Here is a 23,927-nt window from a genome sequence, read left to right on the forward strand (position 1 = left end):
GTGGGTGTTTTTTCCATTTCATTACGAAGTGACAGAAGCAGTTCCTAGGAGACGAGGAGGTCGGTGCCGGTGATCCTCGCTCTGACTGTGTGCGGGATCGTGGTCGCGCTCGTGGTGGTGGGACTGTTCCTGTTCGGCCTGCGCCGCAGACTCATCCAGCGCTCCGGCGGTACCTTCGACTGTTCCCTGCGCTGGGACGTGGCCGAGAAACCCGACGCCAACGGCAAGGGCTGGTCCTACGGCGTCGCCCGCTACAACGGCGACCGCATCGAGTGGTACCGCGTCTTCTCCTACGCCTTCCGGCCGCGCCGCACGCTGGAGCGCGCGCAGATCGAGGTGGCCGGCCGCCGGCTGCCCGAGGGTGAGGAGGAGCTGGCGCTGCTCTCCGACGCGGTGGTCCTCGCCTGTACCCATCGGGGCACGCGCCTCGAACTCGCGATGAGCGAAGACGCGCTGACCGGATTCCTCGCGTGGCTGGAGGCAGCCCCGCCCGGTCAGCGCGTCAACGTCGCTTAGGGCACCGACAGGTACTAGAGGTTGCTGCTGATGGCGTTCACCAGCTCACCATTGCCGGTGTCGCCGCTGAACTCCCAGAAGAAGGCCCCGCCGAGCCCCTGGGACTTCGCCCAGCTCATCTTCCCGGCGATCGTCGACGGGGTGTCGTAGGACCACCAGTTGCTGCCGCAGTGCGCGTACGCCGTGCCCGCGACGGTGCCGGTGACCGGACAGGACGTCTTGAGCACCTTGTAGTCCTCGATGCCCTGCTCGTACGTACCCGCCGCCGGGCCCGTGGCCGTGCCGCCCGGGGCGTCCTGGGTGACGCCGGTCCAGCCGCGGCCGTAGAGGCCGATGCCGATGAGCAGCTTGGACGCGGGGACACCGATGGACCTGTACTTGGCGATCGCGTCGGCCGTGTCGAAGCCGGCCTTCGGGATGCCGGAGTACGAGGTGAGCGGGGAGTGCGGGGCGGTCGGGCCCTTGGCGTCCCAGGCGCCGAAGAAGTCGTACGACATCACGTTGTACCAGTCGGCGTACTGGGCGGCACCGGCGTAGTCCGCGGCCTCGATCTTGCCGCCGGCCGAACCGTCTGCGGTGACCGCGGCCGTGACCAGGGCCTTCGAACCGAACTTGGCGCGCAGCGCGGCCAGCACGTTCTTGAAGGCCGCCGCCCCGCTGGTGTCGCAGGACAGGCCGCAGGCGTTCGGGTACTCCCAGTCGATGTCGATGCCGTCGAAGACATCGGCCCAGCGCGGGTCCTCGACCAGGTTGTAGCAGGACTGGGCGAACGCGGTCGGGTTCGCGGCGGCCTGGGCGAAGCCGCCGGACCAGGTCCAGCCGCCGAAGGACCAGAGCACCTTGAGGTTCGGGTACTTGGCCTTCAGCTCGCGCAGCTGGTTGAAGTTGCCGCGCAGCGGCTGGTCCCAGGTGTCGGCGACGCCGCTGACCGACTGGTCGGCGGTGAACGCCTTGTCGTAGTCGGCGTAGGAGTCGCCGATCGCGCACTGGCCGTTCGTGACATTGCCGAAGGCGTAGTTGATGTGCGTGATCTTCGCCGCGGAGCCGGAGGTCACCAGGTTCTTGACGTTGTAGTTGCGGCCGTAGATGCCCCACTCGGTGAAGTAGCCGAGTTTGACCTTGTCACCGGTGGTCGGGGGAGTGGTGGTGCCGCCGGTGGTGTGCACCTTGACCGCGCCGCTGACCGGGCCGGTCTGGCCGGCGGTGTCGCGGGCCTGCACGGTGTAGGAGTAGTCGGTGCCGGCGGTCAGGCCGCTGTCCGTGTACGAGGTGGCCGTCACGGTGCCGACGACCTTGCCGTCGCGCAGGACGTCGTAGTTCTTCACGCCCTTGTCGTCGGTGGCCGCACCCCAGGAGAGCTTGACCGAGGTGTCGGTGATGCCGGAGGCGGTCGGGGTGCCGGGCGCGGAGGGCGCCGCGTCACCGGGGACCGTCGTACCGTCGCAACTGTCGCCGTTCAGCTTGCAGTTGGACGGGGAGCCGGGGCCCGAGCCGTTGAAGCCGAAGGAGACGGAGGCGCCGGGGGCGATGCTGCCGTTGTAGGACTTGTTCTTCGCGGTCCAGTGGGTGCCGGAGCCGGTGACGTCCGCGTCCCAGGCCGAGGTGACGGACGTGCCCGAGGGGAAGTCCCACTCGACGGTCCAGGAGCTGATGCTGGAGCTGCCGGTGTTCTTGATGGTCCACTGACCACCGAAGCCGGTTCCCCAGTCGCTGGTCTTGGTGAAGCTCGCCGATGCGTTCGCCGCGGCCTGGGCGGGGCCGGCGAGACCGACGAGGCCGGCCAGGGGGAGCAGCAGGGTCGCGAGGCCTGCGGCGGCTCTGTGTCTGAAGCGCATGCTGCGCCTCCTCAAATGTGGGGATGTCAGGGGCATGACTGAGCCTTCACGCCCACGGTGCTGCGAGAGTAGAAAGGTCTGGACCACTCGTCAATAGGTCTGGACCACTTCGCAGACCGTTCGGTCAGATCCCCAACTCCTGTGCCAGCACGGCCGCTTGGACCCGGCTGCGCAGCTCCAGCTTGGCCAGCAGTCGACTGACGTGCGTCTTCACCGTGCCCTCCGCCATCTGCAGCCGCTCGGCGATCTCGGCGTTCGCCAGGCCCTGGCCGACGCAGGACAGCACCTCCCGCTCGCGCCGGGTCAGACCCTCCAGCACGGCCGGATCGGCCTTCGTCCGACGTGCCGGACCCGCCGCGAACTCGGCGATCAGCCGTCGGGTCACCGCCGGCGCGACGATGCCCTCGCCGCGCGCCACCGTCCGCACCGCCTCCAGCAGATCCCGCGCCTCGGTGTTCTTCAGCAGGAACCCGGCGGCCCCGGCCCGCAGCGCCCCGAACACGTACTCGTCCAGGTCGAAAGTGGTCAGCACGAGCACGTCCGCGACCCCTTCCGCCACGATCTGCCGAGTCGCCGACACCCCGTCGAGGCGCGGCATCTGCACGTCCATCAGCACGACATCGGGCCTGATCTCCCTGGCCAGCTCCACCGCCTGCTCACCGTCCGCGGCCTCGCCGACCACGTCGATGTCGGGCGCGCTGCGCAGGATCAGCACGAGTCCGGCGCGCACGGCGGACTGGTCCTCGGCGACGAGCACATGGATGGGCCGGTTCATGCGGGGGCTCCTTCGGTGAGCGGAAGCGTGGCGCGTACGGTCCACAGGCCGGCCTCGGCTCCGGCCGTGAAGCCGCCGCCGAGCAGGTTCGCCCGCTCCCGCATCCCGGTGAGCCCGGAGCCCGAGCCGGGGGCACGCGGAGTGTCACCGGGCCGGTAGGGGCTCGTGACCTCGACGGTCAGGGCGTCCTCGGTCTGCCGCACGGCCACCCGGACCGTGCCCGGCGCCGCGTGCTTGAGCGCGTTGGTCAGCGACTCCTGCACGATTCGGTAGGCCGCCAGCTCCACCGGCGCCGGCACCCGGCCGTGGCCGGCGTGGAGGCGCACGTCCAGACCGTTGGCGCGGGCGCCCTCGACCAGGGCGGCGAGGCCGTCGAGCGTCGGTGTGGCGGCCGGCTCCAGGTCACCGCCGCTGTCCCGCAGGATGCCGATCAGCCGCCGCATCTCGGCCAGCCCCTCCACGCTGTTCTCCCGGATCACGCCCAGAGCGTCCCGCGAGGTCGCCGGATCGTCGAGGGACAGCGCGGCCGTGGAGTGGATGGCGATCGCGGACAGATGGTTGGCCACCATGTCGTGCAACTCCCGTGCCATGCGAGCCCGTTCGGCGGTGACCGCCTGGGTGCGGTCCATCTCCGCGAGCAGGGCGGTCTGTTCCGCCCGCAGCCGGGCGGCCTCGGCCGCGTCCCGGTGGTCGCGCACCACCCAGCCGGTCGCGGCCGGCGCGAACGCGACCACGCCGATCCCGACACCGATCAGCAGCCCCTTCGGATCGCGCCACAGGGCGGCCGGTACGACCCCGCCGAGCACCGTCAGCATCCCGGTGATCAAGGGGATGCGGCGGGCGGCGGCCGGAGTGCCGTACACGACCGCCGCGTACATCAGGTCGGTGTACAGCACGACGGTGACGAGGTTGCCGAGGGTCACCGTGTCCAGGGTCAGCGCGAGCGTGCCGACCAGCAGACCGATGCGGGGACGGGTGCGGCGCAGCGGCTCGCAGGCGGCCGTCACAGCCAGCGGGACCAGCGGCGCCCAGGGCGCCGACCACAGCACGACCGGGTCCGTGGACTCACGCGAGTGGAGACCGAGCGACCACAGCAGCAGCCCGCCGAGCAGCCCGCTCACGGCGATCCGCAGGTCGTCACGGTGGGGGCGGGGGAGTGCGAGGGCCATGCCCCCATCCAACACGGCCCACGGACGGCCCGTGTGCTCCCCGGGCAGGGTCCTGGACTGCAACTTTCGCTTACGCCCGGTTCGCCCGCGCCGACGATGATCCGCGCCCCGGCTGCCGGGAGCCTTGACGGTGACGAGGGGAGCGAACCGTGATCGTATGGCTGGTCATCGCCTGTGAGGTGGCGTTCTGGGTGCTGCTGGCGGCCGGACTGACCTTCCGTTACGGGCTGCGCATGCCCCGCACCGGCCTCGCGCTGCTGCTGTGCGAGCCGCTGCTGGAGGTCGTGCTGTTCGTGGTGACCGCGATCGACCTCAAGCACGGCGCGCAGCCGGACTGGCGGCACGGCCTGGCCGCCGTGTACATCGGCTTCACGGTCGGGCTCGGCCACTCGACGATCAAGTGGGCCGACGCCCGGGTCGCCCACCGCTTCGCCGGCGGCCCACCCCCGGTGAAGCCGCCGAAGTACGGCACGGCCCGCACCGTCCACGAGTGGAAGGTCGCGGCCCGCTGGATCCTGGCCGCACTGGTCGCCCTGGCTCTGCTTCAGGCCGCTGTCTGGTACGTCGGCTCCGCCGGAGACACCGGCTCGCTGCGGGAGTGGCAGCTGCGGATGCTGTGGGTGATCGGCATCAACGTGATCATCGCAGGCAGCTACACCGTGTTCCCGAAGCGAGAGCGCTAACGCTCACCGCCCGGCACCCACAGCACATCGCCGATGTCCTTGTTCGCCGTGCGCGCCAGGATGAACAGCAGGTCCGACAGCCGGTTGAGGTAGGTCGCGGTGAGCGGGTTCATCGTCTCGCCATGGACCTCCAGGGCTGCCCAGGTGGAGCGCTCGGCCCGGCGTACGACCGTGCAGGCCTGGTGCAGCAGGGCCGCGCCCGGGGTGCCGCCGGGCAGGATGAAGGAGCGGAGCTTCTCCAGCTGCTCGTTGAAGCGGTCGCAGTCCGCCTCCAGCTTGTCGATGTAGAACTGCTCGACCCGAAGCGGCGGGAACTCGGGGTTCTCCACCACCGGTGTCGACAGGTCGGCGCCCACGTCGAACAGGTCGTTCTGGACGCGCGTGAGGACGGCGACGACCTCCGCCTCCAGACCGCCCAGCGCGATCGCGGCGCCGATCACCGCGTTGGCCTCGTTGGCGTCGGCGTACGCGGAGATCCTGAGGTCCGTCTTGGGCACCCGGCTCATGTCCCCGAGGTGGGTGGTGCCCTTGTCGCCGGTCCTGGTGTAGATGCGCGTCAGATTGACCATGTGGCCAGCGTAGTTACGCCCCGGCCGTCCGGAACACCCGTGTGCCCACCGTCACGGTCAGTGCCGCGAAGCCGACGGCGACGAGGACGCCGTAGAGCATGTGCGCGGTCGCGTAGTGCCCCACGTACGCGTCGCGGACCGCGTCCACCAGATAGCGGAACGGCACGAAGTGCGACAGCACGTTCAGCCAGGCCGGCGCCAGGGTCATCGGGAGCATCAGGCCGGACAGCAGCATCGAGGGCATCGACACCATGTTGATCAGCGGGCCGAACTCCTGCGGGGTGCGCACCTTCATTCCCAGCGCGTACGACAGCGCGGCCAGCGACAGCGTGAGCAGTGCGACGAACCCGAAGCCGATCAGGATGCCCGCGACCGGCGCGCGCAGGCCCATGACGAGCGCGGCCAGCACCAGCAGCACCGCCTGGAAGACGAAGACCGTGGTGTCGCGCAGCACCCGGCCGAGCAGCAGGGCGAGCCGGCTGACCGGGGTCACCCGCATCCGCTCCACCACCCCCTGCCCCTTCTCGACGATGACCGTGAATCCGGCGAACAGGGCACCGAACAGGCCGAGTTGGAGCAGCAGCCCGGGGACCAGCACCTGCCAGGAACTGCCCGCACCGCCCAGCGGCAGATCGGTGAGCAGCGGCCCGAAGAAGAGCAGATAGAGCAGGGGCGTCAGCACCCCGAAGAGCAGGGCGAAGCGGGAGCGCAGGGACTGGCGCAGATAACGGCCGTAGATGAGGGCCGTGTCATGAAGAAGCATCGTCTTTCGCATCCTTGTACGGCCTTGTACGGCCTTATACGGCGACGGGGGTGGCGTCGGCCGGGGCGGGGCCGCGGCCGGTGACGGCGAGGAAGGTGTCCTGGAGCGAGGCGTCGATCGAGCCGCCGTACTGGAGCTTCAGCGCGCTCGGCGTCCCCTCGGCGGCGACCGTGCCCTTGTCCACGATCACCAGGCGGTCGGCGAGGGCGTCGGCCTCGTCCAGGTAGTGCGTGGTCAGGAAGACGGTCGTGCCGTGGTCGTCGCGCAGCCGGCGGACCAGGTCCCACAGGTCGGCGCGGCTGCCCGGGTCGAGGCCGGTGGTCGGCTCGTCCAGGAACAGCACCTTGGGCCGGTGGGTGAGCGCCATCGCGATGTCCAGCCGCCGCCGCTGACCGCCGGAGAGGGCCCCGGCCTTGCGGTCCAGGAATCCGGTGAGGTCCAGGTCGCGGGCGAGTTCCTCGGCGCGGGCGCTCGCCTCGGCCTTGGGCAGCCGGTACATCCGCCCCTGGGTGACCAACTCCTCCCGCACGGTGATCTGCGGATCGACCCCGCCGGACTGGGCGACGTACCCGCTGGCCGCGCGTACCCCGGCCGGATCCGTCGCGAGGTCGTGCCCGGCGACGGTGGCCGCGCCGCCGGTCGGCTTCAGCAGGGTGGTGAGCATCCGCAGGGTGGTCGTCTTGCCGGCGCCGTTGGGCCCGAGGAAGCCGAGGATCTCGCCTTCCCGGACGGCGAGGTCGATGCCGCGCACGGCCTCGACGGGCCCGGCCTTGATCTGGAAGGTGCGGGCGAGTCCCGCCGCGCTGATGACTGCTGCCATGCCCCCAGAAAAACAGAGTCTCTGAAAATTTGCAATCACCCCAAGTTTTCATCGGCTCCAGTGAAGTTAGGATGCGGGCATGGCTGAGGGACTCAGGGAGCGGAAGAAGCGGCAGACCCGGCAGTACATCTCGGATGTCGCCACGGGGCTGTTCGTCGAGCGCGGCTTCGACGCGGTGACGGTCGCGGAGATCGCCGAGGCGGCGAACGTCTCCGTCAACACCGTCTACAACTACTTCCCGGCCAAGGAGGACCTCTTCTTCGACCGCTCGGCCGGCATGGTCGACCGCCTCGCCCGCTGGGTGCGGGGCAGGTCGGAAGGCGAGTCCGCCGCGGCGGCTGTTCTCCGCGAGCTGCGCGAGGAGGTCGAGGCGGTCTCCCCCCGGGTCGGCCTGCTCCCCGGCTACGCCGCCTTCATGAAGGTCATCGAGGAGGCCCCCGCCCTCCGCTCCCGCCTGTGGGCCCTCGCCCAGGAGGTCCAGGCCAACCTGGAGCAGGTACTGCGCGAGGACACCGGCGCATCGGCCGACGACGAGCTGCCCCACTTGATGGCCGGTCAGATCGGCTGGATCCACGGCACGGTCATCGCGGTCATCGGCCGCGAGATGGTCAAGGGGCGCGACCCGCGCGAAGTGTCCCGAGAGGTGCTGGTGCTGCTGGACGACATCGAGGACCTGCTGAGCGAGCGGGTCCTCGGTTATGCGGTACGCGGCGAGGACTAGCGCAACGCGCCGCGCCTGACGCCCGCGACGAACGCCGACCACGGCTCCGCCGCGAAGAGGAGGGCGGGGGCGTCGGGGGTCTTGCTGTCACGGACGGGAACGGCGGAGGGGATGGTGTCGCAGACTTCGAGGCACTCGCCGCCGTCCGGGTTGCTGTAGCTGCTCTTGCGCCACGTCACGCCGCTCAGGTCGATGGCTCGCACGGTACTTCCTCCAACATCCGCAGGATGAACTTCCTCGACTCGGCAGGGCTCAGTGCCTGGTCGCGCATCGCATCGTATGCACGTTGCAGTCGCTCAACTGCAGCGTTTTCCTCGATCAGTTCACCACGGTAGGCGTTCTCCGTGTATGCCACCGTAGTACCGTCCGTCAGCCGCAGGAACATGACGGCAGTGCCCACCAAGCCGTGCAGACCGGAATTGTTCGGCAGTACCTGGAGGATGGCGTCCGGACGCTCCGACACCTCCAGGAGAAAGTCCAACTGCTCCCGCCAAGCCCCTGGGTCGCGCAGCGGCGTGCGCAGCACCGTCTCGGCGACGAGGGCGCGGAACGGCGGGGCGTCTTCGCCCTGCAGGAGCATCCGCCGCCCGGTGCGCGCAGCGACCTGCTGGTCCAGTTCCTTGCCCTTGTAGCCGCCGAGTGCGAGCACCTCGCGCGCGTAAGCATCTGTCTGGAGCAGGCCAGGCAGGATGCTCACCCCGAAGTGCCACAGACTCACCGCCTCCCCTTCCAGAATCATGTACCGCCGGTATTGCTCCTTGAACGGCGTCAGGTCCCCCACCGCCAACTCCCACATCACCAACAGCAGTCCCGGCGTGCCGTAGAACTCGTCCAGCGCTTCGGCGACCTCCGGGCTGCCCAGCGTCTTCCCGCTCTCCAGCTTCATGAAGAGCGACGGGTCCCAGCCGACCGCGTCGGCCAGTGCCCGCAAGCTCAAGCCTCTGGCCGTGCGCAGGCGCCGGAGTTCCTCCGCATAGCGCTTGCGGGGTTCCTGGCTGCGCCCCGTGATCACCTTCCGCGCCGGCATGACCCGCCCCCCCCGACTCCGTAGTCGCCCGGACACGTAGCGTATCGATCGGGGCCCGCTCACCGCGCCGCTTCTGTGAGAAGCGAGCTGACTCTGTCCGCGAAGCGCGGGCCGGGTACCGGTATCTCGACGCCGGGATGCCGGGCGTAACCCCGTCGGACGGCATGGGCGACGTACGACGTGACGACGTCTGCCCGCCGCTGCCGCAGGCGCGTGCCCGGGTCGGTCAGGCCGCTGAGGACCCGCAGCACCGTGGGGACCGACGCGTCGAACGTGCAGCTCACCGGCGGACACGTGCCGGTCACGGGGATGGTGTCGTGGTCGGTCGTGGTGTCGAGGCCGGTCTGGCCGTACCAGAAGGCGGCCGCGTGGGCCTCGCCGCGCGCGCGATGGTGCAGGGAGAGGCAGTAGGCGGACGGTGCGTGTCCGGCGCCGGCCGCGTACTGCCACCAGAAGCGGGCCCCTTCGTCGATCCCGGCGACGTTCAGGGCGCAGCCGAGCAGCCAGGCTCCCTCCGGTTCGGGGAGTTGGTCGGTGAGGAAGCGCAGTGCGCCGGGGGCGAGTGCGCCGAGGAGCGAGTCGCACAGGGTGCGCAGGTCGCGGATGGCGGCGGGGTCGGCGGGGCGGGCGTCTTCGGTGCCCTGCCCCTGTCCGGGGTGGGCGGTGTTTTCGTAGGGGACGGTGTCGGTGGGGACCTCGGGGCGATGGTGCAGCCGGGCGCGGGCGAGGAGGGCGTCTATGTCGGGCATGGCGGCAGGGGTCACTCCCGGGAAGCGGTCCGGCGCAGCAGGTCTTCGAGGGCCGCGCGGGCGTGGTGGTCGACGGCGTGGGTGATGGCCGGGCTCAGGCCGGTGACGTAGGGGATCGTTTCCTCCAGGTCCAGGCCGCACAGGTGACCCAGCACGACCACGTCCATCTGGTCCTGGGGCAGGCGGGTGATGGCGTCGAAGAGGTCCACCAGGTCGGTCATGACGACGAGACGGCCCGGCACACTCTCGCTGACCTCCTCGGTGGAGAAGACGGCGGCGCGCAGGTCGGGGCGGCCCTCGCGGTGGGCGGCCCGGGCGAGCACCCGGGACCGCAGCAGGCGCCAGGCGTTGCGCCGGAGGTTCTCGCTGCTCGCGGCCGTGCTCCAGGACAGCCACAGCAGGTCGAAGGTCTCACCCACCGCCCAGCGGACGCGGTCCTCGGCCAGCAGGAAGGCGCGCGCATAGGCGGTGTAGGGCGCACGCATCGCCTCGGTGAAGGCCTGGTGGGCCAGCGGCGGCGGCTCCGGGGCGTACGCCACCTGCTCGATGCAGTGGTCGATCCACCCCTGCTCCTTGCGGGCTTCGCGGGCCGCGGCGGTCCACAGGCGGCGCATCGGCTGCACGGGCAGACCGAGTGCGCGGATCACGCTGAACGTGATCTCCCAGGCGGGGTAGTAGCCGTTGCCGCGCAGGAGTTCGCTGATCCGGGTCTTGGAGTAGCCGGAGCGGTGGACGAGGTCGTCCAGGGTCAGTCCGCTGGAGCGGACGCGGTTGCGCACCGGCTCCAGCCAGGCGCGGTGGGACAGACCCGCAGCCGCGGAGATGGGGGCCGGTTTCCGGCCGCGCCTGCCGCCGGCCTCCACGGGGGCCGGCCGGTCGGCGCCGGAGGGCGAGGTCATTGGGGCGGCTCCTCCCTCTCGGGCCCGGTCAGAGCCTGGACGATCTGCTGCACCAGCAGGCCCAGGGACGGGAGCAGGGTGGCCACGGCGGCGACCTGTCCCAGCACGGTCATCACCGTGCTCCACGTGAGGACCGTCACCAGGACGGCGACGGTCATCACCTTCTTACTCGACATCACGCACTTCGTTTCTGTGAGCAGGACTCACTCCAACTACCCCCCGTCGTCCCGGTGTTGAAGAACCAGGAGGGGGAGTCAGCATGACCCGGCCGCCGTCCGCCACGCCACGTGATCATGGAGTTACGGAACAATGAGCCCGAGGGCCGGGCCGCACCACCCGGCGCCACCCTCGACGCGGCGGGCGAACGACGACGATTCAATCCATTGGGGTGAAAAGCCACTTCCGGGTACGCAGCACCGCGGATGCGGTCCGGCCGGGCGGCGCGTACCGCTGCCGGTGTGATGTCCGTCAAGTGAGACGTGACGCGCGTTACTTACTGCTCACACAGCCGCTCCGGAGCGCTATGGTCCGCCGGAGAAGCAGACTTGGAGCGCGTTCAAAGGGGAGTCGGAGTGGCACGGAAGCTTGCCGTCATCGGGGCCGGTCTCATGGGGTCCGGTATCGCTCAGGTCGCCGCACAGGCGGGCTGGGACGTCGTCCTGCGCGACGTCACCGACGAGGCGCTCAAGCGTGGCACCGACGGCATCAAGGCGTCGTACGACAAGTTCGTGGGCAAGGGGAAGATGGAGGCGCAGGACGCCGACGCCGCCCTGGCCCGCATCGCCGCGACCACCGACCTGGACGCCGCCGCCGACGCGGACATCGTGGTCGAGGCCGTCTTCGAGAAGCTGGAGGTGAAGCACGAGATCTTCCGCGCGCTCGACAAGATCGTGCGCCCGGACACCGTGCTCGCCTCCAACACCTCCGCCATCCCGATCACCAAGATCGCGGCGGTCACCGAGCGCCCCGAGCGGGTCGTCGGCGTCCACTTCTTCTCGCCGGTGCCGATGATGCAGCTCGTCGAGCTGGTCCGGGGCTACAAGACCAGCGACGAAGCCCTCGCCACCGCACGGGAGTTCGCCGAGTCCGTCGGCAAGACCTGCATCGTCGTCAACCGCGACGTCGCCGGGTTCGTGACGACCCGGCTCATCTCCGCCCTCGTCGTCGAGGCGACCAAGCTCTACGAGTCCGGCGTCGCCACCGCCGAGGACATCGACCTCGCCTGCAAGCTGGGCTTCGGCCACGCCATGGGCCCGCTCGCCACCGCCGACCTCACCGGCGTGGACATCCTGCTGCACGCCACCAGCAACATCTACACCGAGTCCCAGGACGAGAAGTTCGCCCCGCCGGAGCTGATGCGCCGGATGGTGGATGCCGGTGACATCGGCCGCAAGAGCGGGCAGGGCTTCTACACGTACTGAGACCCGCCCGTCATACGTACGGGAGAGGAGACCCTCCCGTACCCGCACAACGCCGGACATTCACCCCGGGAACATCACTCCCCGGGGTGAATTCGGTATCGGTTCGCTTACAAGCAGCAACCGCACCACCACTCACGCAGTCAGACGGTGCACAGCACCGTCACCGAGTACGCCAACCGCACTCAACGGGGAGCGCTTATGCACATCAGGGGCGACCATGCCGAGCTGGTCGTCGGGGGCCGCCTCGACGTCCGCAGCGCGGCGGACGCCCGTACGGCCCTGCACTCGGCCGTCGACGACGGAGTCGGCGATCTGGTGCTCGACCTGTCCGAACTGGACTCCTGGGACGCCACCGGACTCGGGGTGATCATGGGTGCCCATCGGCGGGCCGGCCGCTGCGGTCGCCGTCTGGTGCTGCGCGGTGTCCCGCCGCAGATGCAGCGCCTGCTGGTGGCCACCCGGCTGCACCGCATCCTCGCCATCGAGGGCGGCATCGGGGTGGAGTCACTGCCCCGGGTGTGACGCCGTTACCGGTGTGCACCGGGCGACAGGGGAGCCGCGGCAGAACCGGGCGCAGCCGCCGAAGCGCACGTCGGGGGCAATCCTCACCGGACTGTGACGTCTCGGACCGCACGGCACCCCGCACTGTCGGAGATACTGAGCGAAGGTTTAGGGTTCGGTCGCCCGCTACCTCGCAACCCTCGACCGAGCGGGCCCGGACCAGAAGCGACAGCGCGGTGTGCGACAAGGCCGGGAGGGGCCGGAATCACGGGCACACAACGCTTTTGGGGGGCTGAACCCATGGAACGCATGGAACCCGACCCGATCAACCGGGGACCCGAGGAGCACGGCCACGCGGCGAGCCGCCGCCCGCCCCGGGAATCCCTCACCTCCGACTTCGGCCAGAGCGCGCCCGCGCTCGCCCGCACGGCGCAACTCGTCTCCGGCGACCTGCTGCTGACCGTCAACCCCGTCGACGGCAGCGAGATAGAGCTCTGCCCGCCGGACCGACGACCGGCCAGGCCCCGCAAGCGCACCGCCGCCGAGCGTGCCGAGGCCGAGCGTGCCGCCCGGCCGCCCGTACCGCCCGGTCCCGCCCAGCCGGCGCTCTCCCTGGTGGAACGGCAGGACGAACGCGAGCGCCTGGTCCGGCTGCTGGCCCGTGGCCGCTCGGTCCGGCTCACCGGTCCCGGCGGCTCCGGCCGCAGCGCGCTGCTCGACCTCGTCGCCGAGGACTGCATGGACCTCGCGCCCGACGGCGTGGTCCGGCTCACCGGCTTCCACCGCACCACCACCGACCTCCTGCACGACCTCGTGCACGCCGTCTACGACGCCCCGCAGCACCGCCCGGAACCGGACGAACTGCGCGCGCTGGTCCGTGAGATCGGCGCGGTCGTCGTGCTGGACGACATCGAGTTCGGCGGCACCGCCCTCGACGAGCTGCTCGACGCCACCCCCGAGTGCGCGTTCCTGATCGGCGCCACCCCCGATGTGCCGGCGCCCTCAGAGGGATCCGCGGTCGAGGAGGTCTTCCTCAGTGGCCTCGACCGGGCCGGCGGCGTGGAGATCCTGGAGCGGACCGTCGGCCGGGTGCTCACCGAGGAGGAGGCCAACTGGGCCGGCGACCTGTGGTTCGAGTCGGAGGGGCTGCCGCTGAGGTTCGTCCAGGCCGGCGCGCTGCTCCGGCAGCGCGAGGAGCTGCGGGCCGACGCCGGGGCGGTGGACGAGTACGGCGTCTTCGAGGACGTACGCGAGCCGGTCGAACCGGTCCTGGAGCCGGTCCTGGAGCCCGCGGACGAGGTCCCGCTGCCCTCGCTCGGCGAGGCCGCCGCGCCCGCCCCGCTGCTCGCCTCCCGGCTCAGCGCCTCCGCCCGCGCGACCCTGCGCTTCGCCGTCGCCCTCGGCGGCGAGGTGCCGCACCAGGCGCATCTGCCGGCGCTGATCGGCGACACCCACGCCGACGCCGCCCTCGGTGAACTCACCGCGTGCGGACTGGTCTCCCCGGTCGGCGCCCACTACCGTCTCGCGGCCGGTGTGCGGACCCAGCTGGAGGCCGCCGGGTACGCCGACGACAGCGAGGCCCAGGCCCTGGCCGCCGCCGAGCACTACACCTGGTGGGCCGGTCATCCCTCGGTCACCGCCGAGCGGGTGTGCGCCGAGGCCGATGCGGTCCTGGCCGCGCTCGCCGCGGTCGTCCCGCACACGGCTCCGTCCGCCGAAGGGCAGGAGAGCTGCGCGGTACGGCTCGCCCGTACGGCCGCACCCGCCTTCGCCGCCGGGCTGCACTGGAGCGCCTGGGAACGGGCCCTGCGCTCCGGCGCGGAAGCCTCCCGGCTGGCCGGCGAGGTGCGTGAACAGGCCTACTTCCACCACGAGTTGGGTGTCCTGGCGCTGTGCGGCGGACAGCTCGACCGGGCCCGCGCCGAGCTGGAGGCGTCCATCGGGCTGCGCGGGGCGCTCGCCGACAAGCGGGGCACCGTCGCCGGCCGCCGTGCCCTCGCGCTGGTCGCCGACCGCTCCGGCGAGGTGCCCGGGATCGTGGCGGCGGGGCTCGTGCCGGCGGCGGGGGAGGAGCTGCCGGAGGTACGGCACGAGGAGTCCGCGCCGCCGCCGTACGTGCCCCTCGGCGACCCCCTGGTCACCCACCTGCTTCCGGAGGCCGCCACGGCGCGGGGCAGAGGCCTTGTGCGGCTGGCCCGCCGCAACCTCGTGGCGATCGGCTCGGGGGCGCTGCTCGCCGCCGTGCTCGGTACGGTCGTCACGCTCGGCATGACCTCCGACGACAACGCCGGCAAGAACCCGGCCGGGAAGGTCGACGTCAACCCGTCGGCGAGCGCGGGCCTGGACGACGGCAGCCTCGGCGCGGACCCGAAGAAGAACCCGCCGGCCCGCACCGGCTCGGGCCCGACCGCCGCCCACCCGACGAACCCGGGCCCCGACGGCACCTACGGCACGACGGACGACCCGACGCGGTCCCGGCCGGCCGCATCCCCGTCGGCCGACCCGAGCCACACCCGGGGCACGGGCAGCGGCAGCACGTCCCCGGCCCCGTCCACGTCGAAGCCGACCAGGGCGACCTCTCCCGCGCCGACGAAGTCGACGCCCTCGGGCAGTCCGTCGGCCCCGCCGACCTCCCACACACCGACGCCGACAGCGCCGACGACGACCCCGACCCAGACGGGCGGTACGACCCCGTCCACGACGGACACGGCGAGCGGACCGACGGCACCGCGGAGTTCGCAGAGCACGTCGAGTTCGCAGAGCGCGTCGAGTCCGGAGAGTGCGTCGGGGTCTTCCGACGAGGTGATCTAGCTTTTGTAAGCCCGCCGTCGGCCCGGCAGCCCGGCTCAGAACAAGCGGAGCTTGTCGTCCTCGATGCCCCGCATGGCGTCGTAGTCGAGGATCTGGCAGTTGATGCCGCGGTCGGTGGCGAGGACGCGGGCCTGGGGCTTGATCTCCTGGGCGGCGAAGACGCCGCGGACCGGGGCCAGGTGGGGGTCGCGGTTCAACAGCTCAAGGTAGCGCGTGAGTTGCTCCACGCCGTCGATCTCACCCCGGCGCTTGATCTCCACCGCGACCGTCCGGCCGTCCGCGTCCCGGCACAGGATGTCCACCGGGCCGATGGCCGTCATGTACTCGCGGCGGATGAGCGTGTATCCCTCGCCGAGCGTCTCGATGCGGTCGGCCAGCAGTTCCTGGAGGTGCGCTTCCACGCCGTCCTTGATCAGGCCGGGGTCCACACCCAGTTCGTGCGAGGAATCGTGGAGGATCTCCTCCATCGTGATGATCAGTTTTTCGCCCGCCTTGTTGACGACGGTCCACACGCCCTCGTCCTCGCCCGTCCCCTCCTTCAGCGTGCAGGGCGGCGACATCCAGTTGAGGGGCTTGTAGGCCCGGTCGTCGGCGTGGATGGAGACGCTGCCGTCCGCCTTGACCAGGATCAGGCGGGGCGCCGAGGGCAGGTGGGCGGTGAGCCGGCCGGCGTAGTCGACCGAGCATCGGGCAATGACGAGACGCATGGTCGGCAACGCTACTCGACGCGCGCCGGTGCACGCGATTCGCCCAGCGCGCTCCCTGTGGATCGCCCCAATTGTCCCTGGAAACTCTTGTTCATCCTTGGCCGATTGTGCCCGTAACGGGACCGTTCCATATACCCATTCTGCTGGTGTGGTCACCTACCGTTGCCTAACGTAGGTACGGGAGGTCGCGACATGTGTACTGAGCGTGTTCGAAATAGCGAACTCCCGTACCTGTCCGGCAACCCCTGCTCCGCGGGGGTGCGAGAGGAGTACCCATGTCGCTCGACGTCTCACCGGCCCTACTCGAACAGGCCGAGCGAGGCGAGGTCGACGAAGCAGCATTCGTCGACTGCGTCCGGACCTCCCTGCCCTACGCATGGGAGATGATCAGCTCCCTGGTGGCCCAGCTGAAGGTCGACGGCGGCCCGTTCGCCGACAACCAGACGCCCCCGCCGGACGAGCAGGCACGCGGTCAGCTGCTGCGCGCGCTCGCGAGTGACGCCATACGCGGCGCCCTGCAGCGGCACTTCGGTGTGCGGCTGGCCTTCCAGAACTGCCATCGGGTGGCGGTGTTCCCGCTGGACGCCTCGGTGGACGAGACGCTGGCCCGCTTCACCTCGGTGCGCAATCAGTTGCTGAACCAGTCGCCGGAGCTCCGGGACTGCTGACGCGCAGGCGCGTCAGGGCAGAGCCAGTGAGCCGCTCGCTTGCCGCTCCATCCGCGGGAGGTGCTTTCAGTCCTGGGGCGGCAAGCCCCCAAGGCGGCCGGTGCGGCTCAGCGCAGCTGGGGAAGTACCTCGGCGCCGAGCCGCCGGAGGTTCTCCTCGGTCGCGGCGAGATCACCCGAGCCCTCCGTGAGCAGGGCGAAACGGGAGATGCCCGTGCGCTCCGAGGTGGCCGCGAGCCGGTCGGCGGCGAGCCGCGGGGTGCCGACCGGGTGCAGGCCGCACAGCAGCTCGGTGTAGGCGTACGGGTCGCGCATCGCGCGCTCCCGTCCGTCGACCGTCACATGCGCATCCAGGCCCTGCTTCAGCCAGCCCGGCATCGCCTTCAGCAGGGTCTCGGCCGCGTCCGTGCGCCGGTCGGCGAGCTGGCACACCCCGGCCGAGACATGCGCGGCGTCCGCGATCTCCTCGCCCGGCCGGCCCGCCGCCCGGGCGCAGCGCCGCCACAGGGCGACCATCTCGGCCTTCTCCTCGTCCCCGATGTGCATGCCGAGCAGCATCGGCAGGCCGCGCTCGGCGGCCAGCCGCACGCTCGCCGGGGAGGTGCAGGCGACGACGACCTCCGGTCCCGGGGTCTCCGTCAGCGCCTCCGACGGGCGCGGTACGACGGGCACCTCGCGGAACCGGAACCGCTCGCCGGAGGCCGCCACGCGCGGCTCGCGCAGCCAGCGCAGCAGCAGATCGAGTGACTCGGGGAACCCACGTTCGTAAGCCTCCAGGCCGGTGCCGAACACCTCCAGATCCACCCAGGGCCCACCGCGCCCGACACCCAGGGTGAACCGGCCGCCGCTCGTCAGGTGCAGCAGCGCGGCCTGCTCGCCGAGGGCGACCGGGTGGGCCGTGGGCAGGACACTGACCGCCGTGCCGACGCGGATGCGGCGGGTGCGGCCGAGCAGCAGGGCGGCCAGGGTGACGGCGGACGGGCACGTGCCGTACGGCACGAAGTGGTGCTCGGCCAGCCATACGGCGTCCAGCCCGGCCTCCTCGGCGACCTCCGCCGAGCGGACGGCCCGGTGCAGGGCCTCCCCGGGGCCCTGGCCCGGGAACTGGGCGCCCAGCACAAAACTTCCTACGTACATTGCATTTCCTGCTTCCTTGGCTCCGACCCGGAGCTCCCCCACCCGGCATAACCGTCTGACACGTGCCCAGGACACGGCCTGGCGGAGAGATTTGCGGATTGTCTGCAGAATGGGTCGCCGGGGAGGGGGACTTGTGCGGTTTGGTTCCGTACGCGTACCCGTCTCGGCGGCGCGTAGGCTGGAAGCAGCCCGTGCTTCCTGTATAGCCCCGAGAGGTGTCCCGTGTCCCCGCGCCGCAACCGACCGAAGGCAGCCGGATCATCGGGCCGGAGCGCCGAGGACGACCGCACCGGCCGGTACGGCGGCTGGCAGTCGACCGAGAGCTGGCAGGGCGATGAGTGGAGCGTGCGCCATGTCGCCGGGGCGAGCGCCGAGGGCAAGACCTACCGCTGCCCGGGCTGCGACCAGGTGATCCCCTCCGGCGTCCCGCACGTCGTGGCCTGGCCGGAGCACGCGGGCGTCGACGACCGCCGCCACTGGCACAAGTCCTGCTGGAACGCAAAGGACCGCCGCACCACACGGGTACAGCGGTCCCGCAATGCGCCGCGGTTCTAGCCGGTCGCCTCGCGGCTAACGTGTTGGTGGAACGAAGGCGGGCCGTAGCGCGGGCGGCAGGTCGGCCATCGTCCCGAACACCAGGACATGGTCCGGATCACGGTGTCGTTCTCCAGCGTGGCGGTGATCCCTGCTCCACGAAGATCACCGCGCCCGGTCGGTCCGCCGTTCCGGCTTCCCCGTCGCGGAAGGCAGGCCGGCCTGCCGGAGCGCTCCGACCACTCGGTCGGCCAACTCGTACCGGACGGCGACAACTTCATCGGACGCACGGGCGAAGCCGTACTCGGACATGACGCTTCTCTTCTCCTTGGGGCGTGCGGTGGGCAAAACGAGAGGGCCCCCTCGGTGCCCTGCGGAGAAGTGGTCCGCGGGGCCCGGGAGGCCCTCGTTCGTCGGTCGGTCGGGCTCACACGTCCCGGCTCTGCAGCAGTGCGTAGGCGCCGGCGTACGCGGCGGCCGTCAGGCCCAGCATGATCCACAGCGGGTCCCAGCCGGTCGGGCCGGTACCGCTCAGGGTGTTGTCGTAGAAGACGCCCAGCTGACTCGGGATGGAGTACGTGAACAGCCACTCCCGTACGTCGGACAGCGAGGACGTGGCCATGAACAGCGCGATGACCAACGGCGCGAGCACCGCGCCGATCATGATCGTGATGCCGCCCGCGGAGTGCCGGATCATCGAGCCGACGAGCAGCGAGAGCAGCCCGAGCAGCGCGATGTAGAGGCTGACGCCGACGGTGTCCTTGAACCAGTCGGAGCCGGAGGGCGTGGGGGCGCTGGTGCCGCTCAGCATGGACGTCTGGACCATGCCCACGAAGGCGGACGCGGCCAGTGTGACGACGAAGGCGACGAGGAAGAACACGATCGACTTGGCGGCGAGCACCCGGCCCCGGCTCGGGCACGCCGTCATCGTCGTGCGGACCATGCCGGTGCCGTACTCCGAGGCCGTGGTCAGCACGCCGAGCGTGATGATGCACATGAGGCCGAGGAGCAGCCCGAAGAACCCGAGGGAGAGCGGGTTCATGCCCTCCATGTTCGTGGTGTCGGCGTGGGCCTTGACCATCGCGCCGGTCAACAGGCCGATGCCGACGACCAGGACCACGAACACGCCGAGCGTCCACATCGTGGAGCGCACCGACTTGATCTTCGTCCACTCCGAGACCACCGCGTGCCCGAGGTGGGTGCGCACGACCGGGATCGGCGAGGTGTAACCGGGGTACGAACCGCCGGGCGCCGCCTGCCAGTCGGGCGCGGCGGGGGCCTGCGGCATCGGGGGCTGGTGGGTGCTCATCGGGCTTCCTCGGGCTTGGTCAGGTCGGCGGGGGCGGAGGCGGCGGCCGGAGCCGGGGCCGGGGGAGCGGCGGCGGGCGCCTGCTGCGGCGCGGCGGGAGCCGACGGCGCGCCCGGCGCCTGCGGGCCGCCCGGCGCCGCGGCCGGAGGCTGGGCCTGCGGGGCCGCGGGGGCCTGCTGGGCGTACGGGTTGGGGGCCCCCGCGTCCGGAGCGGCGGGGGCGCCGGGCACGCCCTGGGGGCCGTATGCGCCCGCCGGGGTGCCGCCGTACGGCCCCGCGGGGCCCTGCGGCATCGCGAACGGCTGCCCGCCCTGCTGGGGCGGCGGCGGGGCGTACCAGCCGGGCTGGCCCTGGCCGGGCACCGGCATGGGCGGCTGGGCGCCGGGCGGCAGCGGCTGCTGCAGACCCGCCTTCTGGTCGATGGTCGAGCGATAGTCCACGGCGCCCTGCGTCATCCGCATGTACGCCTCCTCCAGCGAGGCCTGGTGCGGCGACAGCTCCCACAGCCGTACGCCCGCCTCGTGCGCGAGGTCGCTGATCCGGGGCAGCGCCAGCCCGGTCACGCGCAGCGCGCCGTCCTGCTCGGGCAGCACATGGCCGCCCGCCTCGGCGAGCGCGGTGCTGAGCTTCTCGCGCAGCTGGGGCTCGGTGTCGGGGGTGCGCACGCGCGCGAAGTCGGCGGAGTTGGCCGAGATGAAGTCCTTCACGCTCATGTCGGCGAGCAGCTGGCCGCGCCCGATGACGATGAGGTGGTCGGCGGTCAGCGCCATCTCGCTCATCAGGTGCGAGGAGACGAAGACCGTACGGCCCTCGGCGGCGAGCGCCTTCATCAGGTTGCGGACCCAGAGGATGCCCTCGGGGTCGAGGCCGTTGACCGGCTCGTCGAACAGCAGCACCTGCGGGTCGCCGAGCAGCGCGGCGGCGATGCCGAGGCGCTGCCCCATGCCGAGCGAGAAGCCCTTGGAACGTTTTTTCGCCACCTCCTGCAGGCCGACGACGCCGAGCACCTCGTCCACGCGCCGGGCGGGAATGCCGGACAGCTGGGCGAGGCTCAGCAGGTGGTTGCGGGCGGACCGGCCGCCGTGCACGGCCTTGGCGTCGAGCAGCGCGCCGACCTGACGGGGAGCGTTGGGCAGCTTCCGGTACGGGTGGCCGCCGATCGTCACCGATCCGGAGGTCGGGTTGTCCAGCCCGAGGATCATCCGCATCGTCGTGGACTTGCCCGAGCCGTTCGGCCCCAGGAAGCCGGTGACGGCTCCTGGCCGCACCTGGAAGGAAAGGTTGTACACGGCGGTCTTGTCGCCGTAGCGCTTGGTCAGGCCGACAGCCTCGATCATGCTCCGCACCCATCGAAAGGTTCAGGACAGCGGGGCACACGCCCCCGTAAGGGTTAGGAGGATATCGAGCGGCTGACGGTTCCGCCCAAAAGAAAGCAAAGCCAGAGCACTACGACGAGTGACGTGAGGCCTACTGCGCGTCCCTGCGCGCGAGGAGGACGTACCCGCCCACGAGCGCGGCGATCACCCACAGCGCCATGATCCCGAGCCCGCCCCAGGGCCCGTACGGGGCCGCGTCGCCGACCCTCGGCACCACCCGCATGATCCGGCTGCCCGCCTGGTCCGGCAGGAACTGGCCGATCTTCTTCGTGGCGTCCACATTGCCGAGCACGTTGGAGATCAGAAAGAAGAACGGCATCAGGATCCCCAGCGACAGCATCGGTGAGCGCAGCATCACGGCGACGCCCATCGAGAACATCGCGATCAGCGTCATGTACAGCCCGCCGCCGAGCACCGCGCGCAGGACACCGGGGTCACCCAGCTGCACCCCGTGGGGGCCGAGCATCGCCTGGCCGAGGAAGAACGCGGCGAAGCCGGTGACCATGCCGGCCGCCAGCGCGAGCGCGGTGGCCACCGCGATCTTGCTGAACAGGAAGGTGGCACGCTGCGGTACGGCGGCCAGCGAGACCCGGATCATGCCGGTGCTGTACTCGTTCGAGACGACCAGCACACCGAACACGATCAGGGCGAGCTGGCCGAGGGTCATGCCCGCGAAGGACACGAAGACCGGATCGAACGACAGCCGTTGCCGCGCCGGCATTGAGCCGAACTGGCTCCGCGACAGTCCGGAGACGAGCATGCCGAGGGCGGTGGTGACGACCACCGCCAGCGACAGTGTCCACATCGTGGACGCCACCGACCGGATCTTGGTCCACTCGGAGCGGATCACCTGCACGGCCGTCATCCCTCAGCCCCTTTCCGGCCCGCGCCCCGGACCTGCTGGACGGGATCCGGGCCGGCGTGCGCGTGATACTCCACCGCCTCGGCCGTCAGCTGCATGAACGCCTCCTCCAGCGAGGCCTGCTGCGGGCTCAGCTCATGCAGCACGATCCCGTACCGCACCGCCAGCTCGCCGATCCGCCCGCTCTTGTCGCCCTCCACTTCGAGCACGCCCGCGCCCGCCTCCACCACGGTGATCCCGTCCTCGTGCAGCACATCGAGCAGCCGCTCGCGCTGCGGCGACCGGATGCGCACGTACGACCGGGAGTTCTGCCGGATGAAGTCGGCCATGGAGGTGTCGGCGAGCAGCCGCCCCTGCCCGATGACCACCAGATGATCGGCGGTCAGCGCCATCTCGCTCATCAGATGGCTCGACACGAACACCGTCCGGCCCTGCGCGGCCAGCGATTTCATCAGGCTCCGGATCCAGTGGATGCCCTCCGGGTCCAGCCCGTTGACCGGCTCGTCGAACATCAGGATCCGCGGATCCCCGAGCAGCGCAGCGGCGATCCCCAGCCGCTGGCCCATGCCCAGCGAGAACCCCTTGGCCTTCTTCCGCGCCACCGCGGTGAGCCCGACGGCATCCAGCACCTGAGCCACCCGGTGCTTCGGGATCCCGTTGCTCTGCGCGAGGCACAGCAGATGGTGGTGGGCGCTGCGCCCGCCGTGCACCGCCTTGGCGTCCAGCAGTGCACCGATGTACGTCAGTGGGTCCTTCAGCTGCCGGTAGTGCCTGCCGTCGACACGGACATCACCGGCGGTGGGGTGATCGAGCCCGAGGACCATCCGCATGGTCGTGGACTTGCCGGCTCCGTTGGGCCCGAGGAACCCGGTGACGATGCCGGGTCGCACGGTGAAGGTGAGCCCGTCGACCGCCACCTTGTCGCCGTACCGCTTGGTCAGGCCCTCCAGCTCGATCATGCGGCCACGCTAAAACGGGACGAAGCCCCCTGCCACTTGAAGGCAGAGGGCTTCGAAGGCGCCCCAGAGGGGCGCGGGGAACTGCGCGATCAGCGGACCCGCAGCTTCCCCACGGCCCGCCGTTACCGGGACTGCTGCGCCGGCACCCCACGCGAAATGGGCTCGTCGTCGCCGGGCGTACCCGCGGCAGCGACCGCCGCACCGGTCAGCGTCGCCAGCATCTCGCGGACGTTCGTCAGCTGAGCGTTGATGCTGTCGCGGCGGTTGGTCAGCGCAGCGAGCTCGCGCTCGGACTCCGAACGGATGCGGTCGGCCTTGGCGTTGGCGTCGGCCACGATGTCCTCGGCCTGACGCTGGGCCGTCTCCACCGTCTGGCGGGCGCGGCGCTCGGCGTCGGTGCGCAGCTTCTCCGCCTCCAGGCGCAGCTGCTCGGCGCGGTGCTCGATCTCCGCCAGGCGCTTCTCGGCCTTCTGCTGACGCGAGGCCAGGTCGCGCTCGGACTGCTCGCGGCGCTTGGCGAGGTTCGTCTCGAAGTCGGCGGCGGCCTGCGCGGCCTTGGCGCGGGTCTCCTCGAAGAGGGCGTCCGCCTCCTCGCGCTTGGACTGCGCGTCCTTCTGCGCCTCGGCCCGCAGCTGGGACGCGTCGGCCTTGGCCTTCTCGACGATCCGGACGCCCTCGTCCTCGGCCTTGGCCTTGCGCTCCGCGGCGTAGGACTCGGCGTCGTTGCGGACCTGCTGGGCCGCCGACTCGGCGAGGTCACGGTGCTGTTCGGCCGCCCGCCGGGCCTCCTCACGCAGCTCCTTGGCCTCTTCCTCGGCCAGCCGCAGGATCTTCTCGACCCGTGCGCCGAGACCCGCGTACGACGGCTCGGCGTCGGTGACCTGTGCCTGGGCGTTCTGCGTTTCGAGGTGCAGCTCCTCGATGCGCTTCTCCAGAGCGGTGATGCGGGAGAGAGCGCTGTCACGGTCGGAGACGAGCTTGGAGATACGTTCGTCCACCTGAGCGCGGTCGTACCCACGCCGCACAAGCTCGAAGCCGTAGGGGGAAGTGTCGCTCATGGGGTTCCTGTCCAATGAGACCGGTGAGGTGATAGGGGGAATCCTAGGGGCCGAAGCGG

26 protein-coding genes are annotated in these 23,927 nt (G+C 70.9%); 8 read left to right on the top strand and 18 right to left on the bottom strand.

Annotated elements, in window-relative coordinates:
* Positions 1–69 precede the first annotated feature (69 nt).
* Entirely contained in the window at positions 70–516 is a 447-nt protein-coding gene (locus tag ACIGXP_RS06620) for a DUF2550 domain-containing protein (protein ID WP_351250122.1), read from the top strand.
* 14 nt (positions 517–530) lie between these two features.
* Here the strand turns inward: ACIGXP_RS06620 and ACIGXP_RS06625 are convergent, their stop codons facing one another.
* The 3 genes from ACIGXP_RS06625 to ACIGXP_RS06635 form a co-directional block, all read right to left on the bottom strand.
* On the bottom strand, positions 531–2,351 hold the full coding sequence (locus ACIGXP_RS06625) for a glycosyl hydrolase family 18 protein (RefSeq protein WP_399764685.1): 1,821 nt from the start codon (positions 2,349–2,351) through the stop codon (positions 531–533).
* Positions 2,352–2,475: 124 nt separating this feature from the next.
* On the bottom strand, positions 2,476–3,126 hold the full coding sequence (locus tag ACIGXP_RS06630) for a response regulator (protein WP_399764689.1): 651 nt from the start codon (positions 3,124–3,126) through the stop codon (positions 2,476–2,478).
* Complete coding sequence (locus ACIGXP_RS06635) at positions 3,123–4,295, bottom strand: histidine kinase (RefSeq protein WP_363214568.1); 1,173 nt, start codon at positions 4,293–4,295, stop codon at positions 3,123–3,125. Before ACIGXP_RS06635 ends, ACIGXP_RS06630 begins: the two co-directional genes overlap by 4 nt.
* Positions 4,296–4,444: 149 nt before the next feature.
* Between ACIGXP_RS06635 and ACIGXP_RS06640 the strand changes: the two genes are divergently transcribed.
* Positions 4,445–4,978 (top strand): hypothetical protein, encoded by a 534-nt coding sequence (locus tag ACIGXP_RS06640; protein ID WP_363214569.1) that lies wholly within the window; start codon positions 4,445–4,447, stop codon positions 4,976–4,978.
* On the opposite strand, the gene ACIGXP_RS06645 is transcribed toward ACIGXP_RS06640, so the two are convergent.
* The 3 genes from ACIGXP_RS06645 to ACIGXP_RS06655 are packed head-to-tail and all read right to left on the bottom strand — an operon-like array spanning position 4,975 to position 7,130.
* Complete coding sequence (locus tag ACIGXP_RS06645) at positions 4,975–5,547, bottom strand: cob(I)yrinic acid a,c-diamide adenosyltransferase (protein WP_399764693.1); 573 nt, start codon at positions 5,545–5,547, stop codon at positions 4,975–4,977. The two genes, ACIGXP_RS06640 and ACIGXP_RS06645, sit on opposite strands and share 4 nt — an antisense overlap.
* Positions 5,548–5,560: 13 nt before the next feature.
* On the bottom strand, positions 5,561–6,310 hold the full coding sequence (locus tag ACIGXP_RS06650; protein WP_399764696.1) for an ABC transporter permease: 750 nt from the start codon (positions 6,308–6,310) through the stop codon (positions 5,561–5,563).
* Positions 6,311–6,344: 34 nt separating this feature from the next.
* Entirely contained in the window at positions 6,345–7,130 is a 786-nt protein-coding gene (locus tag ACIGXP_RS06655; protein ID WP_399764699.1) for an ABC transporter ATP-binding protein, read from the bottom strand.
* A 79-nt stretch (positions 7,131–7,209) separates the two neighbouring features.
* On the opposite strand from ACIGXP_RS06655, the gene ACIGXP_RS06660 reads away from it, so the two are divergent.
* Complete coding sequence (locus tag ACIGXP_RS06660; protein WP_399764701.1) at positions 7,210–7,851, top strand: TetR/AcrR family transcriptional regulator; 642 nt, start codon at positions 7,210–7,212, stop codon at positions 7,849–7,851.
* Here ACIGXP_RS06660 and ACIGXP_RS06665 read toward each other — a convergent pair.
* Genes ACIGXP_RS06665 through ACIGXP_RS06685 form a run of 5 tightly spaced genes read right to left on the bottom strand, consistent with a single transcriptional unit; the run spans position 7,848 to position 10,702 of the window.
* The gene (locus ACIGXP_RS06665) at positions 7,848–8,054 is read right to left on the bottom strand and encodes a DUF397 domain-containing protein (protein WP_399764703.1); all 207 of its coding nucleotides are present in this window, start codon (positions 8,052–8,054) and stop codon (positions 7,848–7,850) included. The two genes, ACIGXP_RS06660 and ACIGXP_RS06665, sit on opposite strands and share 4 nt — an antisense overlap.
* The gene (locus ACIGXP_RS06670) at positions 8,036–8,878 is read right to left on the bottom strand and encodes a helix-turn-helix domain-containing protein (protein ID WP_399764706.1); all 843 of its coding nucleotides are present in this window, start codon (positions 8,876–8,878) and stop codon (positions 8,036–8,038) included. Before ACIGXP_RS06670 ends, ACIGXP_RS06665 begins: the two co-directional genes overlap by 19 nt.
* 59 nt (positions 8,879–8,937) lie before the next feature.
* Entirely contained in the window at positions 8,938–9,627 is a 690-nt protein-coding gene (locus tag ACIGXP_RS06675; RefSeq protein WP_399764709.1) for a hypothetical protein, read from the bottom strand.
* 11 nt (positions 9,628–9,638) lie between these two features.
* Positions 9,639–10,526, bottom strand: coding sequence for an XRE family transcriptional regulator (locus ACIGXP_RS06680; RefSeq protein WP_363214578.1), 888 nt, complete (start codon positions 10,524–10,526; stop codon positions 9,639–9,641).
* Entirely contained in the window at positions 10,523–10,702 is a 180-nt protein-coding gene (locus tag ACIGXP_RS06685; protein WP_363214579.1) for a hypothetical protein, read from the bottom strand. The genes ACIGXP_RS06680 and ACIGXP_RS06685 overlap by 4 nt, the downstream gene beginning before the upstream one ends.
* Positions 10,703–11,098: 396 nt before the next feature.
* On the opposite strand from ACIGXP_RS06685, the gene ACIGXP_RS06690 reads away from it, so the two are divergent.
* From ACIGXP_RS06690 to ACIGXP_RS06700, 3 genes are all read left to right on the top strand, one after another.
* A complete protein-coding gene (locus ACIGXP_RS06690; protein WP_399764714.1) occupies positions 11,099–11,947 on the top strand; it encodes a 3-hydroxyacyl-CoA dehydrogenase family protein in 849 nt (282 codons plus the stop codon).
* A 198-nt stretch (positions 11,948–12,145) separates the two neighbouring features.
* Complete coding sequence (locus ACIGXP_RS06695; RefSeq protein WP_360096613.1) at positions 12,146–12,469, top strand: STAS domain-containing protein; 324 nt, start codon at positions 12,146–12,148, stop codon at positions 12,467–12,469.
* A gap of 279 nt (positions 12,470–12,748) precedes the next feature.
* Positions 12,749–15,259 (top strand): ATP-binding protein, encoded by a 2,511-nt coding sequence (locus ACIGXP_RS06700; RefSeq protein WP_399764718.1) that lies wholly within the window; start codon positions 12,749–12,751, stop codon positions 15,257–15,259.
* A gap of 35 nt (positions 15,260–15,294) precedes the next feature.
* On the opposite strand, the gene nucS is transcribed toward ACIGXP_RS06700, so the two are convergent.
* Positions 15,295–15,966 (bottom strand): endonuclease NucS, encoded by a 672-nt coding sequence (gene nucS / locus ACIGXP_RS06705; RefSeq protein WP_399764722.1) that lies wholly within the window; start codon positions 15,964–15,966, stop codon positions 15,295–15,297.
* A 275-nt stretch (positions 15,967–16,241) separates the two neighbouring features.
* On the opposite strand from nucS, the gene ACIGXP_RS06710 reads away from it, so the two are divergent.
* Complete coding sequence (locus tag ACIGXP_RS06710; RefSeq protein ID WP_014675028.1) at positions 16,242–16,634, top strand: SCO5389 family protein; 393 nt, start codon at positions 16,242–16,244, stop codon at positions 16,632–16,634.
* Between the two features lie 107 nt (positions 16,635–16,741).
* Here the strand turns inward: ACIGXP_RS06710 and ACIGXP_RS06715 are convergent, their stop codons facing one another.
* A complete protein-coding gene (locus ACIGXP_RS06715) occupies positions 16,742–17,770 on the bottom strand; it encodes an LLM class flavin-dependent oxidoreductase (RefSeq protein ID WP_399764725.1) in 1,029 nt (342 codons plus the stop codon).
* Between the two features lie 222 nt (positions 17,771–17,992).
* Here ACIGXP_RS06715 and ACIGXP_RS06720 point away from each other — a divergent pair, with 222 nt between their 5' ends.
* Positions 17,993–18,325 carry an ATP/GTP-binding protein gene (locus tag ACIGXP_RS06720; RefSeq protein WP_399764728.1) on the top strand — a complete coding sequence of 111 codons (333 nt, stop codon included), beginning with the start codon at positions 17,993–17,995 and terminating at the stop codon, positions 18,323–18,325.
* A gap of 406 nt (positions 18,326–18,731) precedes the next feature.
* Here ACIGXP_RS06720 and ACIGXP_RS06725 read toward each other — a convergent pair whose 3' ends face one another.
* The 5 genes from ACIGXP_RS06725 to ACIGXP_RS06745 form a co-directional block, all read right to left on the bottom strand.
* The gene (locus tag ACIGXP_RS06725; protein WP_363214585.1) at positions 18,732–19,613 is read right to left on the bottom strand and encodes an ABC transporter permease; all 882 of its coding nucleotides are present in this window, start codon (positions 19,611–19,613) and stop codon (positions 18,732–18,734) included.
* Positions 19,610–20,950: an ABC transporter ATP-binding protein gene (locus tag ACIGXP_RS06730; protein ID WP_399764733.1), complete on the bottom strand. Its 1,341-nt coding sequence runs from the start codon at positions 20,948–20,950 to the stop codon at positions 19,610–19,612. Before ACIGXP_RS06730 ends, ACIGXP_RS06725 begins: the two co-directional genes overlap by 4 nt.
* Positions 20,951–21,080: 130 nt before the next feature.
* Entirely contained in the window at positions 21,081–21,854 is a 774-nt protein-coding gene (locus ACIGXP_RS06735) for an ABC transporter permease (RefSeq protein WP_399764735.1), read from the bottom strand.
* Positions 21,851–22,810 carry an ABC transporter ATP-binding protein gene (locus tag ACIGXP_RS06740; protein WP_399764737.1) on the bottom strand — a complete coding sequence of 320 codons (960 nt, stop codon included), beginning with the start codon at positions 22,808–22,810 and terminating at the stop codon, positions 21,851–21,853. Before ACIGXP_RS06740 ends, ACIGXP_RS06735 begins: the two co-directional genes overlap by 4 nt.
* A 122-nt stretch (positions 22,811–22,932) precedes the next feature.
* Positions 22,933–23,868 (bottom strand): cellulose-binding protein, encoded by a 936-nt coding sequence (locus ACIGXP_RS06745; RefSeq protein WP_363216739.1) that lies wholly within the window; start codon positions 23,866–23,868, stop codon positions 22,933–22,935.
* Between the last annotated feature and the right edge of the window lie 59 nt (positions 23,869–23,927).

Origin of the sequence: Streptomyces sp. NPDC053069, from assembly GCF_044546895.1 — a bacterium.
GTDB lineage: Bacteria > Actinomycetota > Actinomycetes > Streptomycetales > Streptomycetaceae > Streptomyces.